Below are 20,857 nucleotides of genomic sequence, written 5' to 3' on the forward strand. Positions count from 1 at the left end.
TCAACTTTAATGAAGTGTCGATAATGTTACAGCATTTCGACACTTTTTTTTTGCATTCTACTATTTACATAGGCATTCTTTTGTTTTTTTTGGTTATTTTATTTTGGTTTTGGTTGTTTTTAAACTTGTTCTATTTAAAGAAATCCTTTATCTATTTTTATTTTTCTATGGGATTATTCAGCGAAAAATAATTTCTCAAAGCCATGAAGACTTTAGTACAAAAAATAGATTAATTACATCCTTCAGATAGTATGATAATCTGGTTTCCATTCATTTCAAAGCTGGTATTATTACCGATACTTTTGCATACAATTCTTAATTTCTCCGTCAGAGGCTGATCGCTAAGCGAAGTGGTAAGATGACACTCCTTTAGTTTATCTTTAGGATAATCAATATCAATCAGATAAGCTTGCTCGATTGTTTCAAAAATTTGAGCGACCGGTATATCGGTAAATTCAAAACTTAATTGTTCGATATTACCAACACTGCTTACCAATGTTTTGTCCTGAGTAATATTGGTGATTTTGTTAAAAGTTAAATCACTTCGTTGAAAACGCAATGCCTGATTAGGGAGTAAAACGACCTCCCTATCCGACATCGATACTAATTCATTCGATTTAACCTTAACTTTACCGGTGCGAACGAGAACTTCTACATTTGGCTGATCGGAATAAGCTTTAACCCTAAAGCTGGTTCCAACAACTTTTGTAACAATTTCGTTTGCGTAAACGAAAAAAGGCTTTTTAGGATTTTTACTAATTTCAAAGAAACCTTCGCCGGACAAATACACCTTTCTTTCGTTTCCGGTAAAGATTTTAGGATAACTTAATTTACTATTGGGTTGTAATAAAACAGAACTTCCGTCTGATAATGTAATGATTTGAGGTTTGCTGGAATTATTTGTTTGTTCCACCAATCCTTCTTTATTGTCATCAATTAGTTCATTGTAGGTAACAACTTCATGACTTGTGCTTGAAGTGCTTTTGTAAAACCAAACCGACATTAAGCAAAAAAATAATGCGGCAGCAACTCCAGCTAAAAAATATTTTTTTAGAAAACTAAATGTATTGTTTTGAGTGGAATCAATTTGATTCTCTTTTTTTTCAATTTTGCTCCAGGTATCCTGCAACGCTTTGTGAATATCGGAATTGGATAATTCTGAATTTGGTGCTTTCATTGCAAGCAAAAACAATCTTGCATCTTCAACCAATTTCGCACGTTGCTGATTTTCTAAAGTCCATTCCTCCCAACCGTCCTCGTCAATTTGAGAGAGGATCCAGGACTGGAATGATTTATCAGATAAAAAATCTTCTATTTCGGTATATGTACTACGTTCTTGCATCTGTATTTGAGGTTACAAAGACATAGAGGACAGTACTCTTATTATATACTCACCAAATTGTGATTTTTTTTATATTTTTAAAAATAAAATTAAAAAGTACTTGAGGATAGTAGTGCAATTATAGAAAAAGTACCTTTCCATTCCTTGCGAAGCGTAAGTAAACCGCGGTACAAGAGATTACTTGCGGACTGATAATTGACATCCAGCATTTCTGCGATCTGTTCAACTGTAAGTCCCTGATGGTATCTAAGATACAAGGCTTCTTTTTGTCTTACCGGAAGATTATTTAATAATTCATTCAAATGCGTCACTTTTGCTCTTGTAGTATCATCATCATCGTCGATAAGTTCATGCTCTACCGAAAATTTCAATAAAAAAGCTACAGAATCAGTGCTTGCTGCTTTGCGAAAGATGTGGTCTCTTTCGTGTAAACGTGCAATTCTTTTACGAACACTTGATAATAAATAAGCTTTTACAACAACAGAACTTTGCAAGCTGTTCCTGTAGACCCATACATCAGTAAATACATCTTGTATGCAATCCTGAACTTTCTCGGCAAAGGGCGAAAGTGAATTACCGTAATTAACCAAATCTCTGTAATACCTTTCGAATAGTAATGAAAATGATTTCTCATCGCCTTCTTTCAGGTTAGTCCAAAGCGTAATGTCATCAAATGGGGTTTGTAAAATTTTGGTTTTCATAACTTGGTTTTGGCATAGAATTATTGATAAAGAGTACTGTTAGTTAATATCAAGAAGATACTTTTTTAACATTATCTTTTAACTTAATGCTCTAAATGTATAAAAGCAAAAATTTAAAACCAATTTTTTTACAAAAAAGAGACGGTTTCCTAATACAGGAAAACCGTCTCTACGCCTTTATTTTAACGAAGTTTTAACTATTTTGGGACGCAACCATTTTTTTTTACTTTTTTTTAATTGTGAGATTTTACTACTATTAAGTCTTAAGTTTACTTTTTAATAAACTTAGTTGCCGTTGTTCCCTTATCGGTCTTAATTCTCAGAATATAATTTCCTGATTCTAACTTGGAAACATCGATATTAGAAATTAAATTTGCATTTGGTACAACGATAACTAGCTTTCCTACAGTGTCATAAATAGCTATTGAAATAATTTCAATATTGTTTTTAGAATTTATGTTTAAAAGATCTTTAGCCGGAACTGGATAAATATTAAAATGCTTAGAAAATTTGAAATCCTGAACACCCAATGTCTTAAAAGTTGAGTTGGTTTTATTTGTTAAAATTGGAAAATTATAATCAAAATAGATATTTGCTTCGTTTGTAAATGAATCGCCTACAGAAAGACTTGGCAAAGTTTTTATTTTAAAGGTAATATATCCGTCATTATTGGCATCATCGAAAGGAAGGTTGATTTTTTCGAAAATAAATTCGACTTTGTTGCCCGCGGAAATTTTTGTGGTATAGGCGTGGCTTGCGCTTGTAGGGACCAAAGTTGAAATGTCAAATTTTAATAAATCGATCATATCTTTTACTACTACATTTTCAGCAGGATAAGTTCCTGTATTTTCAAATCGAATTAAATAATGAACGTATTCTCCAATTAATTCTGGTTTAATAACATCTCCCTCTAAGCATGTTTTATCATTTGGATCATATGATCCAACAACGATTTGACGTAATGCGGAAGAATTATCTACTGGTTTTTCATCATCTGTTATTGGCGTTATAACGGCATTAAAACTCAATCTGTCATCAATATTAACAGCAGGAGTTTCCATAGGAGAATTAACATTAAAAACAACGGTAATTTCTTTTGATTCAAAAGGTTTTAAATTCTCATAATTCCATTCGAGTTTATTTATTACTTGATTGTTAATCATGGGTGTGGCCGAAATATAATCCAGAATTGCATCATTAAAATCTAATGTTACAGAACCTGATACTGTTTTGTTTCCTTTATTTTTATAAATAACACTATAAATTGCGTCAAAGCCTGGCCTTGCTACAGATAATGGTACGATTGTAATTTCGATATCCTGATGGTTCCCATCTGGTGTGACACAAAAATTTTGGATAAATGGGCTTTGCGATTCCGGAAAACTAACTGTAAGAAATTCCGGATAAACTTTAAAGTAATTACTGTTTTCTAAGGAAGGTTCAATTCTATATGTACCCATTCCAATTGGTAAGCTATAATTACCCGAATTATCTGTAATTACTGTACTCTTTGAAAAACCATCTGTAATATTAAGTTTGAAATTTGAAAAGATCTCTCCATTGCCATTACAGTCTTTCTTGTCCAAATCTATTTTTGTTGTTCCTTTTATTACAGAGTAAACTCCTCCCGGTCCAAACGAACAATAACTGTTATAATGTACATCTTTATATTGATAGGCTTGGATCTCATCTTTAATTCCTTGAAATTGGTTTTCATCAGCACAAATGTACTTTAAACTTGGGCAAGCGCTAAAATAGAGTACTTCGGCTACTCCATTCTTGGTAAAAATATTTGTTAAGGAATCATTATAATTGCATAAGGCTGTTTCGAGATTAACAAAATTTGACAGATCCAATGTGATTACATTGGAATAAATTAGAGTAAAATATTTGACGTTAATCAAGCTATTTGCTTCCAGAAAGCTAAATTTAGAGCCTCCAACTTCAAGAGATATGAGATTATTCAAACCTGTAATATTTAAAGTTTCGAAAGGATTATATACGGAAATAAGCGCCTCTAAACTTTCACAACCGGAAATATCTAAGGTTTCTAATTTGTTACTTTCACAATATAATTTTTTTAGTTTTTTACAATCTGAAAGGTTTTTTAAATATTTTATTCCGGTAGCTCCGCAATCCAGGACTTCTAGTCCTGTTAGGCCTTTTAAATCAAGGCCTTCTATGATGCCTTTGTAATTCTCAGAGCAGTAAACTTCTTTTAAACTGGAAAGTCCGGATAAATCTAAATTTTCTAATGAATTGAATTTTAAATCTAAAAATTGCAATTTTTTTAATCCGGACAAATTAATTGATCTCAATTTAGTTGATGCGCAATATAATTTTTCAAGATTAATAAGTGGTCTAAGGTCTATGCTATCGCCAATATATCCTCCGCAAATTAAAATTTTAAGCTTTTGTAATGCATCAAAATTCGAGACTAAAATCTCATTTATGGAAAGATCTAGATACTCTAAATTAGAAAAGCTATTAATTCCGGTTGTATTCTTAATTCTGTAATACGAAATATTTAACCAGCTTATGTTTTGAGCTTCGGTAATTTGTATTTCTAGATCGCCATTTAAATCTACTTTGCAAAAATTGCCTTGTAAATCTTTTGCTATGTTATTTGTAATATCAGCCTCAAGCAATTTTGATTTAAGATTTTCATCTTTAAATTCAATGTTCTGGGCATTGGTGGGAAGAAAAATAAAAAGTGCAAAAAAGAATAAGTAATTTTTTTTCATAATTTATGTTTAAAAAAAACAAATATAACGTTTAAATTAGCGATGTAATTTGTGTATTAAAGTATTTATTTTAAGAATTTATTTAGAAAACTTAATTCTCAACATTGGGTTAATTATATTTGCTTTTCTTAGAATGATTCCTTTAAAATTTAAATGAAAAAAATATTATTTATCCTATTGTTAATGCTGACTCCGAGTATTACCAAAGCACAATTACTTATTGATAACACCACATTCACGCCGCAGCAGCTTGCTGAAAATGTATTACTGGGTCAAGGTATAAATATCTCAAATATAAAGTTCAATGGATCTGTAATAAATTCAAATACGATAAGCGATCAAATAGCAAAATTTGATAGTGGTATAACAACTAGTATTGGCCTAAACAAAGGTATTGTTCTAAGTACTGGAAATGCTGTAATTGCCAAAGGACCGAACGACAGGGATTTGGCAACTTTGCCAACCTCAAATCCTTTTGAAGGTGATGGTGATTTATCTGTATTGACTAATAATCAAATCATAAAAAATGTTGCTGTTCTGGAATTTGATTTTGTCCCTGTTGGAAATAGATTGAGTTTTAATTTTGTTTTTGCCTCAGAAGAATACCCTGAATATGTTAATGATATTTATAATGATAATTTTGCCTTCTTCATAAGTGGTCCGGGAATAAATGGTGCTTTTTCCCGAAATGCGAAAAATATTGCTTTGATTCCAAATTCAACAATACCAGTCTCGATTAACAATTTGAATAATGGAAACGGTAATAAGGGTCCATGTGAATTTTGTCAGTATTACACAGATAACAAAAACGGAGACTCTATACAATATGATGGATTCACGACCGTATTAAAGGCTCTGTCTCCTGTACAATGTGGAGAAACCTATCATATTAAATTAATTATTGGTAATGTTGGCGACAATAACTATGATTCGGCAGTATTTATAGAAGGGGCTAGTTTTAGTTCAGACGGAATCGACTTAGGAGAAGATCTGAAAATTTGTTCTTCAACAGAATATACTTTAAATACAGGGTTGGATTCTTCGGTATTGCATGAGTGGAAACTTGATGGCAGTGTAATTTCCTCTCAAAATGGTCCCAGTATTACAGTTAATAAGTCTGGAGTTTATTCTGTAAAAACGACACCTATGGGAATTGGTTGTCCCGTGTCTGATGACATAAAAATTGAGTTTGGAACTTTGTTAGAGCCTGATCTTTACTGCGGTAGAAAAACTGCGAACTCTATAACTTTTGATTGGCATGCTTTAGGAGATGCGGGGTTTTCAGTTGCCTATAAAATCGGAAACAATTCTCTTGTAGATGTTGGATTTCTGGGAAAGGTATTTACTTATACGGTGCAAAATGTCCCCAATGGCGAAACGGTCAAAATTACTGTTACTCCAAGTGGGACCCCGAGAGAATGTTTTAGTCCAAGCTCCATTTCCTGTAAGCTTGATATTTGTTTGACAAATCCGACCTTGGTATTAACCCAAGGAATTTCATCGCAAGCTTTATGTTATGAGGAACCTATTTCGGATGTTGCTTATACTATTGGTGGAGGTGCAACAAATGCATTAATAACTTCAGGAAGTTTGCCTCCCGGAGTAATAACTAGTTTGGTTGGAAATGTATTAACCATAAGCGGAACTCCTACTTCTTCCGGAACATTCAATTACACAATCTCTACTTCAGGAGGTTGTGGTTTAGATGCAACTACCACAGGATCGATAACTGTAAATGCAAAAATAGTTCCGGTATTTAGTACCATTGCGCCAATTTGTGAAGGTGAAATAATAATTCCTCTCCCACTACAATCAAAAGATGGGATAAACGGAACCTGGTCGCCAGTATTAAATAGTTTAAGAACTACAGAGTATACTTTTACTCCCAATGTTGGAGAATGTGCAAATATAGTAAAGCTTATAATTATAGTAAACTCAAAAGCAATACCTGTATTTAACCCCGTTTCAGCAGTATGTGAGGGGGAAATTATAGCTAAGCTACCCTTGCGATCCAACAACGGAGTAAACGGAACCTGGTCGCCGGTATTAAATAATTTAGTAACTACAGAATATACTTTTACTCCAAATATTGGGGAGTGTGCAAGTGCAACAAAGCTAACAATTGTAGTCAACTCAAAAATAGCGCCCTTGTTTAATGCTATTCCTTCAGTATGTGAAGGTGAAATTATAGCTGAATTGCCATTGCGATCAAACAACGGAATAAATGGAACCTGGTCGCCAGTATTAAACAATGTAACATCTACAGTATATACTTTTACTCCCGATTCAGGAGAATGTGCGACTACAGCAAAGCTTGCAATTACAGTAAATTCAAAAATAATCCCTGTTTTTAATCCTGTTGCTGCGATATGTGAAGGTGATCCTATGATTTTGCTTCCCTCACAATCAAACAATGGGATAAATGGCGCTTGGTCGCCAATATTAAATAATTTAGTAACAACAGTATATACTTTTACTCCAAATTCCGGGCAGTGTTCAAGCACTGCGAAACTTACTATTGAAGTTGATTTAAAACCACAGCCAAAATTAAAAGATGGGCAAATTTGTATTGAGAAAGGGACAAATAATCTAATTCAATCTCATATTTTAGATACCACATTAAGCAATCAGTTATATGATTTTGAATGGTTCTTGGATGGAAATAAGATTAATGATCATCAAAACAATTCTTTAGAAGTGACGAGAGCTGGAAGTTACGCTGTGATTGCAATCAATAAAAAAACTCTTTGTGTATCTGATTTGGCAGAAGCTATAGTTACAGATACAAAAACAGATTCGGGTACAATAGAAATAATACAATCTGAATTATTCTCTGAAAATTCCACAATAACTGTTAAAATGTCCAATGTCAATAATTCAGGCGAATATGAATATCGATTAGATAATAAAGGGTATCAAAATTCTAATGTGTTTACAGATGTTAGTCCTGGAACTCATACTCTTCATATTGTCGATACTAAAGGTTGTACCAACATAACTAAAGAGATCGTAATCGTTGGTTATAAGAGATTTTTTACTCCAAATGGTGATGGGCATAACGATACGTGGAATATTATAGGATTTGAAAATATACAGAACGCAAGGGTGTATGTTTTTGATCGATTTGGGAAGCTCATAAAAGAGATGAGTGCAAACGAATCTGGTTGGAATGGTACTTATAATGGCATTCCTTTACCTTCAACAGATTATTGGTTTAAAGTAATATTTATGGAAAATCAAGTTGAAAAAGAATTCAGATCTCATTTTTCTTTAAAAAGATGACTTATGAAATTAAAAATAGCCTGAGTAAGTTTAACTCAGGCTGTTTTTTTGATTCTATTTTTTAATAAATTTCACACCAGAAGTACCTTTGTCTGATTTTATTTTTAAAAAATAATTTCCAGTCCCTAACTTAGAAACATCTACTTTAGATGTTGATTGTGCATTTGGGATTGCAATAACCAACTGACCTAAAATATCGTAAACTTTCATCGATAGAATAGTAGTGCTTTCTTTCGATGAGATATTTAAAAAGTCAACAGCAGGATTTGGATATATGCTAAAGTATTTTGAAAATTGAAAGTCTTGAACTCCTAAAGTTTTGAAGGTTGAAGTTGCTTTATTTGTTAAAATCGGAAAATTATAATCAAAATAAATATTAGCCTCGTTGCTAAAAGAATCTCCTACGGTAAGTGTTGGTAAAGTTTTAATTTTAAAAGCAATGTAACCATCATTGTGGGCGTCGTCAAAAGGAAGGTTGATTTTCTCAAAAATGAATTCCACTTTGCTTCCATTTGAAATTTTCGTTACATAAGGATGGCTAGCCTTTGTTAATGTTAAGGTTGAAATATCAAATTTTGATAAATCAATCCAGTCTCGCACTACAACATTTTCGGCAGGATAAGTTCCTGTATTTTCAAATCGTATTAAATAATGCACATATTCTCCAATTAATTCCGGTGTAATTACATCTCCTTCCAGACAAGTTTTATCATTAGGATCGTATGATCCCACGACAATTTGACGTAAGGCAAAAGAATTATCAACCGGTAACTCATCGTGCTTTACCGGAGTGATCAAAGCATTAAAACTCAAACGGTCGTTGATGTTTACTGCTGGCGTTTCCATGGGAGAATTTACATTTAAGGTTACTTCTATTTCTTTTGTTTCTAATGGTTTAAGATCTGTATAATCCCAAAGTAATTTATTAAAAGATTGATTTGTAATGGTCGGAATAGAAGAAATATAATCTAAAACAGTATCGTTAAAATCCAACGTTACAGTACCGGAGACAGTTTTATTCGCTTTGTTCTTGTATATTATTTTATAAGTGGCATCAAAGCCCGGTCTCGCAGGAAGTACTGATAATATAGTAACTTCAATATCTTGATGTTCACCTTTTGGCGTGATACAAAAATTTTGAATGGAGGGGCTGGTTTCGTTTGGAAAAGTTACCGTAACAGATTCTGGAATAATAGTAAAATAATTGGGATTTTCTAAAAGTGGAGTGATGCTATAGGTCCCCTCCCCTACAGGAACAGTAAAGTTTCCGGAATTATCAGAGATAAAGTTTTTTTTGATTGTTTGATTTGTGATGCTAAAATTTAAATTTGGAAAATCTCGATCTAATTCATCGCATCCATTAGTATTAGTGTCAAGTATTTGGTTCCCTTGAATGGTATAAAAAGCACCGCTAGGAGTAAACGAACAATAGGAATTTAAACTGCAATTATATATATGACTACTAGTTAAATAGTTTCCAGCAGTATACTCATCTTCTTCATCTATACATAAAAATTTTAATGCATTACCAGTGGCGTTAAAAAATTCAGTGCTTCCGTTTTTTAAATTCAGAAATGTAATTTTATTATAGCTACAGTCTAATGAAAGCAAACTTTTTTGATTACTCAAATCTAAACTTGCTAGAGTATTTGAGGAGCAGTTTAAATGAATTAATAGATTTTGATTACTTAGATCAATAGAAGTAAGTTTATTGACTTCAAATGATAAACTTGACAATAATTTGTTGTTTTCTAAATCAAGATTCGAAATGGAATTGTTTCCACAATACAAATATTCTAATTCAGTCAAGTTCTTTATATTAACATTTTTTACTTGATTATAACTAAAATATAGTGATGTTAGTTTAGGATTATTTGGAAAGTAAATATTGGTGAATAAATTAGATTCAAGTATTAAAGTTCTGAGATTACTTAAATTATCTAATTCTATAGATGCAATTTTGTTATAGCCTAAATCTAAGGTGACCAACTCTTTTAGATTATTTAGGTCTAAAGAAGTTAAACGGTTTCCTGAGCAATTCAACTCTTTTATTTTTAGAAAATTATCTAAGTTTAAGGTAGAGAATTCGTTACTATAACAAATTAATTTAGAGATAGGGTTTTGATCTTTTACTACGATAGATGTTAAGTAGTTATGGTGACAAATTATTTCAGTAATATGAGCTTGCGTACTTAAATTCAATGAAGTTAGACGATTTGTATTACAGTCTAGTATTTCCAAATTTGGAAAGTGGCTTAAGTTCAATGAGGTTAATATATTATTAGAGCAATTTAACTCTTTTAGATTTGTGAAATTTTCGAGTCCATCTAAATTACTAAAATGATAGCTTGATAAATTTAAGTAAGATACATGTGAAGCCTCGTTAATATCTATTTCGTAATCATTATTTGAGTCAATTTTAAAAAAATGGCCTTCAAGATTTTTTGCTATTGAATATGGAGAATATGTGTCACCCTTAAGTAATGTGGCCTTGAGTTGATCGTTTGGGAAATTTATAATTTGAGCATTAGTAATAAATGAAAAAAGGCACAATAATAAAAAGTATTTTTTTGGCATAAATAAAGAAATTTATTTTGGGAAGTAAGTGTATTAAAAGCAAAAAAAAGCCTTACTAAATTTTTAGTAAGGCTATGTTATAATTTTAGAATAGAATGCCTTAGAAAGCTACATTCCATCTAGGTAATTTTCCATTTGCATCTAAGAAATTTTGTAAAACCTGTCCTTCTACAGTTGTTGGAATTCCTTTTACTTCTGCAGTAAAAGTTTCATACCAAACCACTTCCAGAGCAGTGATGTTTTCTAATTTCATTTGTGCAGGCCAAGAATATTTTCTTCCTGTTTTTGCAAATTGGTGTCCGTTTACGATTTTGTCGTATAAACCGCCGTTTTTGCTTTTTAGAGTTCCGTCATTCTGAATAGTTCCGGTAGAACCAACCATAATTAACTCTTTTGCATCTCCTTCAACAGCGTAAACAACAAAAACTCCTGCTCCTGATTCCGGTGCGTTACAAGCTTGTTCTAGGCTATCTTCTACAGTAAAAGTAAAGCTATTGCTTACTTTAAACTTTTCTAATTCTTTGTTCATATCTCTCTTTTTAAGCGTCTAAGTTTCTGAGAAACTAAGCTGCTAAGCTTTAATTTATCCTCTTTTTAAAAATGTAAAAAAGTCTCAACACGAATTGAGACTTTTTTGGAATTTGTTATTTTGAATATTTGGAGATTATCCAAGTATTTCTTTTACTTTTTTACCAATTTCAGCTGGTGAATCAACAACGTGAATTCCGTTGTCTCTCATAATTTGTTTTTTAGCAGCAGCTGTATCATCAGAACCACCGACAATAGCACCTGCGTGACCCATTGTTCTACCAGCAGGAGCAGTTTCTCCAGCGATAAAACCAACAACTGGTTTACGGTTACCATCAGCTCTTACCCATTTAGCAGCATCTGCTTCTAATTGACCTCCAATTTCACCAATCATGATGATAATTTCAGTTTCAGGATCGTTCATTAATAATTCAACAGCTTCTTTAGTTGTAGTTCCGATAATTGGATCTCCACCAATTCCGATAGCTGTAGTAATTCCTAAACCTTGTTTTACAACCTGATCAGCAGCTTCGTAAGTTAAAGTTCCTGATTTAGATACGATACCAACAGTTCCTTTTTTGAAAACGAAACCTGGCATAATACCAACTTTAGCTTCTCCCGGAGTAATAACACCTGGACAGTTTGGTCCGATTAATCTGGAATTTCTTTCTTTAACATAATTATTTGCTTTAATCATATCTGCAACAGGAATTCCTTCAGTAATAGCAATAATTACTTTAATTCCAGCATCAGCAGCTTCCATAATTGCATCAGCAGCAAAAGCCGGCGGAACAAAAATGATAGATGTATCAGCTCCAGCTTGCTCTACAGCGTCTTTTACGGTATTAAAAACCGGACGATCTAAATGGCTAGTTCCACCTTTTCCAGGAGTAACACCACCAACAACATTAGTACCGTACTCAATCATTTGAGAAGCGTGGAAAGTTCCTTCGCTACCTGTAAATCCTTGAACAATTATTTTGGAATCTTTATTAACTAAAACACTCATGATATATATTTTATGTAGTTTTTAAAATTGTGATGCAAAAATAAGGTTTTGTAATGTATTTTACCCTTTTTGTCATCAAAAAATATTAAGAAAATTGACTCATTTGGAATCCTCGATATAATTTGTCGTCTTTAATCTGCCAAATGGTAGAAAAATGAGCCAACAACATCTCCTCTCTTGGGTTTTCAATCGTTTTAACGTAATGAGAATAACGTATTGATACTAAATCATCTTCGGCAATAATATGGCTTATTCGGACTTTAGACCGCACATAAGCACGACTTAATTCATTGGCCATTCCTAGTAAAGAATCATAATTCATCAAAATTAGCCCTTTACTGCTATTCCAATCTAACAAGACTTCCGGATGCAGATAGATTTTCATGATTTCGCTATCAATCAAGGCATCGGACTTATAAAATTTTTGAACAAATTCTTTTATAGACATATTACTTCAATTTATTTAGAATTTCGGGAATCTTTTTGATATTGGCCAATTGCTTCAACTTTTCTCTTGATTCTTCGATTGGAGTTCCGAAATAAGATTTCCCTCCTTCAACCGATTTTGTAACACCTGTTTGTCCCATAATAACAGCCTTAGTTCCGATCGTGATACCACTAGTGGTGCCTACTTGTCCCCAGATTGTTACTTCGTCTTCAATAACAACACAGCCGGCAATACCGGTTTGTGAAGCGATCAGACATTTTTTGCCAATTACAGAATCGTGTCCAACATGCACCTGATTGTCAATTTTAGTCCCCTCCCCGATTGTAGTATCTCCTGTAACTCCTTTGTCAATTGTACAAAGTGCACCGATACCAACATTGTCTTCAATAACAACTCTACCTCCTGAAATCAACTGATCGAAACCATCCGGACGTTTTTTGTAATAAAAAGCGTCAGCACCTAGAATCGTTCCGGCATGGATAATTACATTATCACCAATAACGGTATGATCATAAATAGAAACATTAGAATGAATCAAACAATTCTTTCCAATTTTTACATGATTCCCAACAAAACTATTAGGTTGAATATGCGTTCCTTCTCCAATGGTAGCAGAAGCGGAAACCGCTACGTTTGCAAATTGAAAAGGTTTAAAGTGTTTGGTCAGGGTATTAAAATCTCTAAAAGGATCATCAGAGATCAAAAGTGCTTTTCCTTCCGGGCAATCTACTTTTTTGTTGATTAAAACAATTGTAGCCGCCGATTGTAAAGCTTTATCGTAATATTTTGGGTGGTCAACGAAAACAATATCTCCTGGTTCAACAACATGTATTTCATTCATGCCTAAAACGGGGAAGTTTTGGTCGCCTATAAATTCGCACTCAAGCAAATTTGCAATTTCTTGTAAAGAGTGAACTTTTGGAAATTTCATATTTTTTAATTAGATAATTTGCCAATTGGATAATGGGATAATGTGCTGGTTAGAAGATAATAAATTTAATTATCTCATTGACACATTATCCCATTATCTAATTAATATACTACTCTTTTACACGCTCCATATAAGAACCTGAAGCGGTATCAATTTTAATTTTATCTCCTTCGTTGATGAACAAAGGAACATTTACATTCGCACCAGTTTCTACAGTAGCAGATTTAGTTGCATTAGTAGCTGTATTTCCTTTAACTCCCGGCTCAGCATAAGTAACTTCAAGAATTACAGAAGATGGCATGTCTACTGATAAAGGTAAATCTGTTTCAGTATTTACCTGAACCATTACACTTGTTCCTTCTTTTAATAATCCCGGAGCATCCAGAATGTTTTTATTCAAAGAAATTTGCTCGAAAGATTCTGTATTCATAAAATGAAATTCATCTCCTTCAGCATATAAAAATTGGTAATTATGCGTCTCAACACGCACATCATCAATTTTATGTCCTGCAGAAAAGGTATTGTCTAATACTCTTCCTGTAGTTAAACTTCTCAATTTTGTTCTTACGAAAGCAGGACCTTTTCCAGGTTTTACGTGAAGAAATTCAACAATTTTATAAATATCGTGATTGAATTTAATACACAATCCGTTTCTAATATCTGATGTAGATGCCATTTTTTTATATTTTAGATTTAAGAATGTAGATTTTAGATTCTTATAAAAAGAACCAATCTCCCTTTTTTATATTTTAGATTTAAGAGTTCAGATTTTAGATTCTCTGAAAAGAATCAATCTGTCTTTTTGGATTTTAGAGTGTAGATTTTCATTATCTAAAATTCTACACTCTAAAATCTAAATTCTTAAATTAGTAATTGCCTGAATAACCTTTCATAATTCCTCTTGATGAATTTCTGATAAAATCAAGAATTTCATCTCTCTCAGGAGTGGCTTCCATTTCGGCTTCAATAATGCTTAAAGCCTGTGTTGTATTGTAATTTTTTTGGTATAAAATTCTGTAAATTTCTTGAATTTCTCTGATTTTATCGGTGCTAAAACCTCTTCTTCTTAAACCAACCGAATTGATTCCCACGTATGATAACGGTTCTTTTGCTGCTTTTGTATAAGGTGGTACATCTTTTCTAACCAAAGAACCACCGGAAATCATAGCGTGATCTCCAATATGGATAAATTGATGAATAGCTGCTAAACCTCCAATTACAGCGTGGTTACCCACTACAACGTGACCTGCCAAGGCAACTCCGTTTACAATAATAGCGTTATTACCAATTTCGCAATCGTGAGCAATATGTGCGTAAGCCATAACCAAACAATTGTCTCCTAAAGTCGTTTGCCCTGAAGCAACAGTTCCTCTGTTGATGGTTACACATTCTCTGATCGTACAATTGTCACCAATGATAGCCAAAGAATCTTCTCCGCCAAATTTTAAATCTTGTGGCACAGCAGAAATTACAGCTCCGGGAAAAATATTACAATTTTTTCCGATACGAGCGCCTTCCATAATGGTCACATTTGAACCGATCCATGTACCGTCACCAATAATAACATTATTGTGGATTGTTGTAAAGGGTTCAATTACAACGTTTTTAGCGATTTTAGCGCCAGGATGAACATAAGCTAATGGTTGATTCATCTGTCTGTTTTATATTTTAAATTAAAATAGTCTGATTTGGGCAACAAACCTAAACAATAATTTTGATTAAACTATTATTGTTTTTTTACAATTTGCGCCATTAATTCTGCCTCAGTAACTAATTTTCCGTTTGCGTATGCGTTTGCCTGCATATGACAAATTCCTCTTCTGATAGGAGAAATCAATTCGCACTTGAAAATTAAGGTATCTCCCGGCAGTACTTTGTGTTTGAACTTAACGTTATCAATTTTCATGAAATAAGTCAAGTAGTTTTCCGGATCCGGAACAGTACTTAAAACCAAAATTCCTCCTGTTTGTGCCATTGCTTCAACAATTAGAACTCCCGGCATTACCGGTGCTTCAGGAAAATGTCCAACGAAAAAGTTTTCGTTCATCGTCACATTTTTCAAACCTACCACATGACGATCAGACATTTCGATGATTCTGTCGATCAACAAAAATGGAGGTCTGTGAGGCAACATGGCCATGATTTTGTGAATGTCCATCAAAGGCTCTTTGTTCAAATCATAAACAGGAACGTGATTTCTTTGTTCAATTTTAATGATTTTCCCAATTTTCTTAGCAAACTGAGTGTTCACATAGTGACCAGGTTTGTTCGCGATAATTTTCCCTTGAATTCTAACACCGATTAAAGCTAAATCACCTACTACATCTAATAATTTGTGACGTGCAGCTTCATTAGGATAGTGTAAAGTGAGATTATCTAAAACACCATTCGGTTTTACTGAAATTTTATCTTTACCAAAGGCTTTCTTTAAATTTTCCATTGTAGCATCAGAAATTTCTTTATCTACATATACAATAGCGTTGTTTAAATCACCACCTTTAATTAATCCGTTTTCTAATAAAGATTCTAATTCGTGCAAGAAACTAAAGGTTCTTGAATTTGAAATTTCGTCTTTAAAATCAGCGATACTTTTCATAGTTGCATTTTGAGTACCTAATACTTTAGTCCCAAAATCTACCATTGCAGTAACTTGATAATCGTCGCTTGGCATAACCAAGATTTCGCTTCCTGTAGCTTCATCAGTAAATGAAATAACTTCTTTTACTACATAAACATTACGTTTAGCGTCTTGTTCTTCGATTCCTGCATTTTCTATTGCTTCAACAAAATATTTTGAAGAACCATCCATAATAGGCAGTTCTGAAGCATCTAATTCTATAATAACATTATCCAAATCACATCCAACTAAAGCAGCTAAAACATGTTCCGGAGTTTGAATTTTAACTCCTAATTTTTCAAGATTTGTGCCTCTTTGTGTATTAACAACATAATTAGCATCAGCCTCAATGACTGGTTGACCTTGCAAATCTACTCTTACAAAAGTGAAACCATTATTAATTGGAGCTGGTTTAAAAGTCATTGTAACTTCTTTACCAGTGTGTAATCCAACTCCTGTTAGTGAAATTTCATTTTTGATGGTCTTCTGTTTAACCATTATTTCCATTTTTTGGGTTTATTATTTGTTTTTTTAATTCTTCCAGTTCGGCTACGATTTTAGGTAAGTTCTTAAAATGAACATACGATTTACTAAAATCACTTAAACTAAAGGTTGGACTTCCTTGTAAAACTTCGTCGTCCTTAATATTCCTGGCAACGCCGGATTGTGCCTGAACTCTCACATTATTTCCAATAGTTAAGTGGCCTGCTATACCAACTTGCCCACCAATCATACAATTTTCGCCAATTTTAGTAGAACCGGCAACACCTGTTTGCGCTGCAATTACGGTATTTTTACCAATTTCTACATTGTGAGCGATTTGAATCTGATTGTCTAATTTAACTCCTTTTCTAATAATTGTAGAACCAAGTGTAGCTCTGTCAATTGTAGTGTTGGCGCCAATATCTACATTGTCCTCCAGAATCACATTCCCGATTTGCGGTACTTTACTGAATACTCCTTCTTCATCTGGAACGAAACCGAAACCATCAGCCCCGATAATAGTACCGGAGTGTATCGTACAATTATTCCCAATTATAGTTTCAGAGTATATTTTAGCGCCGGCAAAAATATAGACATTATCGCCAATAACAACATTATCTCCAATAAAACTGTTTGGGTAAATTTTTACGTTGTCTCCTAAGACCACATTCTGTCCTATATAACTAAAGCTGCCTAAGTATAGATTTTCGCCATATTTAGTGCCTTCAGAGATAAAAGAGTTTGCTTCAATTCCGTTTTTATTCAATTTTACCTGATTGTAAAACTGCAATAGTTTGGAAAAAGAGGCATAGGCATCTTCTACTTTTATTAAAGTTGTCGTAATTTCTGCTTCGGGTGTAAAACTATCGTTAACAATGGTTACCGTTGCTTTTGTTGTGTATATGTAATTGATATACTTTGGATTAGCTAAAAAAGTCAGCGACCCTTCCTCACCTTCTTCGATTTTAGATAAGTGAGAAACTTCTGCAAGGGGATTCCCAACAACTTCTCCATCTAAAATTCCTGCTATTTGTTCTGCTGTAAATTTCATCGCGACAAAAATATAAAAAATAGATTTTAAATGTTAATTTTAGATAAGTTGTTTTGGAAAACAGATGTAATATTTTGTTACCAATTTAGATAACGACTTCAAATTCAACTGATCAGAAGCTTCGACAACATCTTCAATTGTTTTATCTTTTTTCAAAATTCGTATAGGCTCTGCTTCTTTGCTGTAAGCCTGATTTTTTATTTTCCCTCTGAAAATAAAATAACCAGCTTCTAATAAGGAAACATTATGTTCTTGCGCAAATTCTTCTTTTAAAGACTGAGATTCTTCCATCGGAATTTTATCTGCACTGAGTTTTATCTTTAATAAATCTCTGTTAATTATCATTTTGCTTAAAGTAGACAATATAAAATCGTCGTGTTTCTGCCAGGCTTTTAAAGCACTTATAATATCAAAATCGTCCAGTTGAGAAAATAAATCTAACTTTTCAGCATCGAAATTTTCGAGTGTAATTTTGTTTTTCATAAAATACAAAAGGGGTTCACTGCAAGGCAATGATTGTCCTTTTAGTACCAATTCTTTGGCTCTCTTTAAAACTTTCATTAGAATTAATTCCGCTACCAGACTCGTTTTATGTAAATAAGCCTGCCAATACATCAAACGTCTTGAAAGGAGGAATTTTTCAACAGAGTAAATTCCCTTTTCTTCAATTACCAAAACACCATCCACCACATTCATCATTTGAATCAATCGCTCCGAATTGACATTTCCTTCTGCAACTCCGGTGTAAAAACTGTCGCGTTTTAAATAGTCCATACGGTCCATATCTAATTGACTTGAGATCAATTGCAACATGAATTTTCTGTGGTACTCTCCTTTAAAAACCTGAATTGCCAAACTCAATCTTCCGTCAAATTCCTCGTTTAACTGATTCATAAACAGCAATGAAATGGCTTCGTGATTGACATCTTCGACTATGCTTTTTTCCATAGCATGCGAAAACGGACCATGACCGATATCGTGTAATAAAATTGCGATATACAAGGCATTCTCTTCTTCAGACGAGACCACTACTCCTTTAAAACGAAGTGTTTCTACCGCCTTTTGCATCAAATGCATACAGCCCAAAGCATGATGAAAACGGGTGTGATTGGCACCGGGATAAACCAAATACGAGAGTCCCATTTGCGAAATACGTCGCAAACGCTGAAAATAGGGATGCTGAATTAAGTCGTATATGAGCTCATTCGGAATTGAAATGAAGCCATAAATGGGATCATTGAATATTTTTAACTTGTTAATTGAAGTCACAATTTGGTTTTTTTATAAGACAACAAATATAACTAAATTACTACTTATTCGGTTTTTGTTTGCATTCAAAAAATAAAACAATTTTAGTACTGCAACAAAAGTGTTTTTATCCGGAGGACTGCGAAGTCTTTTAAGGCCTCATTTAACGCATTTTTTAGGTAACCTAAATTTAACACAAATTTAAGTTCGGTTGGTTCTGTAAATAACGAACCAAAATCTATCTTTGCTCAAAAAAAAGATGAAATCGATTCAAAAAGAGAGAGAAGATCTCATAGAATCTTTCGGAGTTTACTTCGAATCATTTTATCACATGTCACCATTAGGTTCCAGAATCCTTGGATTGCTAATCGTTGACGGTATAAAAGAGGGCTTGACATTTGAACAATTGGTAGAGAAAACCGGTGCCAGTAAAAGCTCTGTTTCCACGAACCTGAACTTGCTTCTAAAAATGGAAAAGATAAACTACTTTACGATACCGGGAGACCGGAAAAAGTACTACAAGTCTTCTCCGTTTAGCGAACGATTAAACAGTTATCTCAAGATTATTGCTTACGAAAGAAAAATCATTGATAAGATGCTCTCCTATCGCGAAAAAACGATGTCAAGTCCGGAAGAGCTAATAAATCTGGACAATACCAGAGCTTATAAAGCGCACGTAATAAAAGTAGAAGAACTGATAAAAGAAACTATATCTGAATTTACAGAAATAGAAAATCCGTCAAATCCCCATAAATAATTAATTCAAATTAAATAAGTATGAAGCATATTTCATTTTCTCTGTTAGCCATTATGCTAGTTTTTGCATCCTGCAAAAAAAAGGAAGAACAAGCACCGCCTCAAGGCCCTGCTCCTTTTCCGGTTAAAACTGTTACAATTCAGAATGCGACGGTATATCAAGACTATACTGCCAATCTTGAAGGGCAACAGAATGTGGAAATACGTCCAAAAGTAAACGGATTTATTCAAAAAATATATGTTGATGAAGGTCAGGTTGTAAAAAAAGGACAATTGCTTTTTAAACTAGAAACACAAACGTTAAATGAGGATGCTTCTGCAGCAAAAGCCGCTGTTCAGGCTGCCCAGGTTGAAGTAGACCGACTGAAACCTTTGGTGGATCGCAAAATCATTAGTGTGGTGCAATTGGAGACCGCAAAAGCGAAATTGGCTCAGGCGAAAAGCACATACGGAAGCATTGTGGCCAATATTGGCTATGCAACAATTTACTCTCCGGTAAACGGTGTTATTGGCGGATTGCCTTTCAGAGAAGGAAGTTTGGTTAGTGCTACTAATGAAATGCCACTGACAACGGTATCTGACACTAAAATTGTTCGTGCTTATTTCTCTATGAATGAAAAGCAATTGTTGTTCTTTAATAAAACATTTAAAGGAGCGACAACTGCCGAAAAATTAAAAGCAGCTCCTTTGGTTTCCTTGATTTTGGTTGACAACTCAGAATACGATCAAAAAGGAAGAATTGCAACGATGAACGGTCTGGTGAATGCACAAACCGGAACGACACAATTTAGAGCTGAATTTGCTAATCCTGAAGGGATTTTAAGAAGTGGAAGCACCGGTATTATTCGTTTACCGATTGAAGAAAAAGATGTAATTCTGGTTCCTCAAAATGCCGTTTTCGAGGTTCAGGGAAAACAGACTATTTACGTGGTGGAGAAAGGCAATAAAGTAAAGTCGAGAATCATTGAGACCAATGGGACGACAGAGTTAAACTATATTGTTTCTTCAGGGCTTAAAGAGGGTGAAATTGTTGTAATCGAAGGAGCGTCAAAATTAAAAGACGATGCAGAAATTACACCACAACAAGCCAAAGATGAGGCTGTAACTACAGCAAATACAAATTCTTCCGCTAAAAAATAA

General features: G+C 33.5%; 16 protein-coding genes. 3 read left to right on the top strand and 13 right to left on the bottom strand.

Translation table 11 applies throughout. The features are described 5' to 3' along the window. Window positions 1-229 precede the first annotated feature (229 nt). From AB674_RS06875 to AB674_RS06885, 3 genes are all read right to left on the bottom strand, one after another. Window positions 230-1,342, bottom strand: a complete 1,113-nt coding sequence (locus AB674_RS06875; RefSeq protein WP_047775100.1) for a FecR family protein — start codon at window positions 1,340-1,342, stop codon at window positions 230-232. 89 nt (window positions 1,343-1,431) lie between these two features. After that, window positions 1,432-2,043, bottom strand: a complete 612-nt coding sequence (locus tag AB674_RS06880) for an RNA polymerase sigma factor (protein WP_047775102.1) — start codon at window positions 2,041-2,043, stop codon at window positions 1,432-1,434. Between the two features lie 269 nt (window positions 2,044-2,312). Then, window positions 2,313-4,787, bottom strand: a complete 2,475-nt coding sequence (locus AB674_RS06885; protein ID WP_047775103.1) for a T9SS type A sorting domain-containing protein — start codon at window positions 4,785-4,787, stop codon at window positions 2,313-2,315. 153 nt (window positions 4,788-4,940) lie between these two features. Here AB674_RS06885 and AB674_RS22530 point away from each other — a divergent pair, with 153 nt between their 5' ends. Then, the gene (locus tag AB674_RS22530) at window positions 4,941-8,069 is read left to right on the top strand and encodes a T9SS type B sorting domain-containing protein (protein ID WP_053004214.1); all 3,129 of its coding nucleotides are present in this window, start codon (window positions 4,941-4,943) and stop codon (window positions 8,067-8,069) included. Between the two features lie 54 nt (window positions 8,070-8,123). Here AB674_RS22530 and AB674_RS06895 read toward each other — a convergent pair whose 3' ends face one another. The 10 genes from AB674_RS06895 to AB674_RS06940 all read right to left on the bottom strand — a co-directional run bounded on the left by AB674_RS06895 (window position 8,124) and on the right by AB674_RS06940 (window position 18,982). Then, complete coding sequence (locus AB674_RS06895) at window positions 8,124-10,646, bottom strand: leucine-rich repeat domain-containing protein (protein WP_047775105.1); 2,523 nt, start codon at window positions 10,644-10,646, stop codon at window positions 8,124-8,126. Window positions 10,647-10,746: 100 nt separating this feature from the next. After that, complete coding sequence (locus AB674_RS06900; protein WP_047775106.1) at window positions 10,747-11,175, bottom strand: hypothetical protein; 429 nt, start codon at window positions 11,173-11,175, stop codon at window positions 10,747-10,749. 135 nt (window positions 11,176-11,310) lie between these two features. After that, window positions 11,311-12,183 (bottom strand): succinate--CoA ligase subunit alpha, encoded by an 873-nt coding sequence (sucD, locus tag AB674_RS06905; protein WP_047775108.1) that lies wholly within the window; start codon window positions 12,181-12,183, stop codon window positions 11,311-11,313. Between the two features lie 85 nt (window positions 12,184-12,268). Then, window positions 12,269-12,631 (bottom strand): hypothetical protein, encoded by a 363-nt coding sequence (locus AB674_RS06910; protein WP_047775109.1) that lies wholly within the window; start codon window positions 12,629-12,631, stop codon window positions 12,269-12,271. 1 nt (window position 12,632) lies between these two features. After that, complete coding sequence (locus tag AB674_RS06915) at window positions 12,633-13,562, bottom strand: UDP-3-O-(3-hydroxymyristoyl)glucosamine N-acyltransferase (protein ID WP_047775111.1); 930 nt, start codon at window positions 13,560-13,562, stop codon at window positions 12,633-12,635. Between the two features lie 109 nt (window positions 13,563-13,671). Next, on the bottom strand, window positions 13,672-14,238 hold the full coding sequence (gene efp, locus AB674_RS06920; protein ID WP_047775112.1) for an elongation factor P: 567 nt from the start codon (window positions 14,236-14,238) through the stop codon (window positions 13,672-13,674). 190 nt (window positions 14,239-14,428) lie between these two features. Beyond that, window positions 14,429-15,214 carry an acyl-ACP--UDP-N-acetylglucosamine O-acyltransferase gene (lpxA, locus tag AB674_RS06925; RefSeq protein ID WP_047775114.1) on the bottom strand — a complete coding sequence of 262 codons (786 nt, stop codon included), beginning with the start codon at window positions 15,212-15,214 and terminating at the stop codon, window positions 14,429-14,431. Window positions 15,215-15,288: 74 nt separating this feature from the next. Then, window positions 15,289-16,677 carry a bifunctional UDP-3-O-[3-hydroxymyristoyl] N-acetylglucosamine deacetylase/3-hydroxyacyl-ACP dehydratase gene (locus AB674_RS06930; RefSeq protein ID WP_047775377.1) on the bottom strand — a complete coding sequence of 463 codons (1,389 nt, stop codon included), beginning with the start codon at window positions 16,675-16,677 and terminating at the stop codon, window positions 15,289-15,291. Then, window positions 16,670-17,713 carry a UDP-3-O-(3-hydroxymyristoyl)glucosamine N-acyltransferase gene (lpxD, locus tag AB674_RS06935; protein ID WP_047775116.1) on the bottom strand — a complete coding sequence of 348 codons (1,044 nt, stop codon included), beginning with the start codon at window positions 17,711-17,713 and terminating at the stop codon, window positions 16,670-16,672. The genes AB674_RS06930 and lpxD overlap by 8 nt, the downstream gene beginning before the upstream one ends. A 39-nt stretch (window positions 17,714-17,752) precedes the next feature. Beyond that, window positions 17,753-18,982: an HD domain-containing protein gene (locus AB674_RS06940; RefSeq protein ID WP_047775118.1), complete on the bottom strand. Its 1,230-nt coding sequence runs from the start codon at window positions 18,980-18,982 to the stop codon at window positions 17,753-17,755. 238 nt (window positions 18,983-19,220) lie between these two features. On the opposite strand from AB674_RS06940, the gene AB674_RS06945 reads away from it, so the two are divergent. Further along, window positions 19,221-19,718, top strand: coding sequence for a GbsR/MarR family transcriptional regulator (locus AB674_RS06945; RefSeq protein ID WP_047775120.1), 498 nt, complete (start codon window positions 19,221-19,223; stop codon window positions 19,716-19,718). A 20-nt stretch (window positions 19,719-19,738) separates the two neighbouring features. Further along, window positions 19,739-20,857, top strand: coding sequence for an efflux RND transporter periplasmic adaptor subunit (locus tag AB674_RS06950; RefSeq protein WP_047775121.1), 1,119 nt, complete (start codon window positions 19,739-19,741; stop codon window positions 20,855-20,857).

The sequence above is a fragment of the Flavobacterium sp. ABG genome, from assembly GCF_001027725.1.
GTDB classification, from domain to species: domain Bacteria; phylum Bacteroidota; class Bacteroidia; order Flavobacteriales; family Flavobacteriaceae; genus Flavobacterium; species Flavobacterium cupriresistens.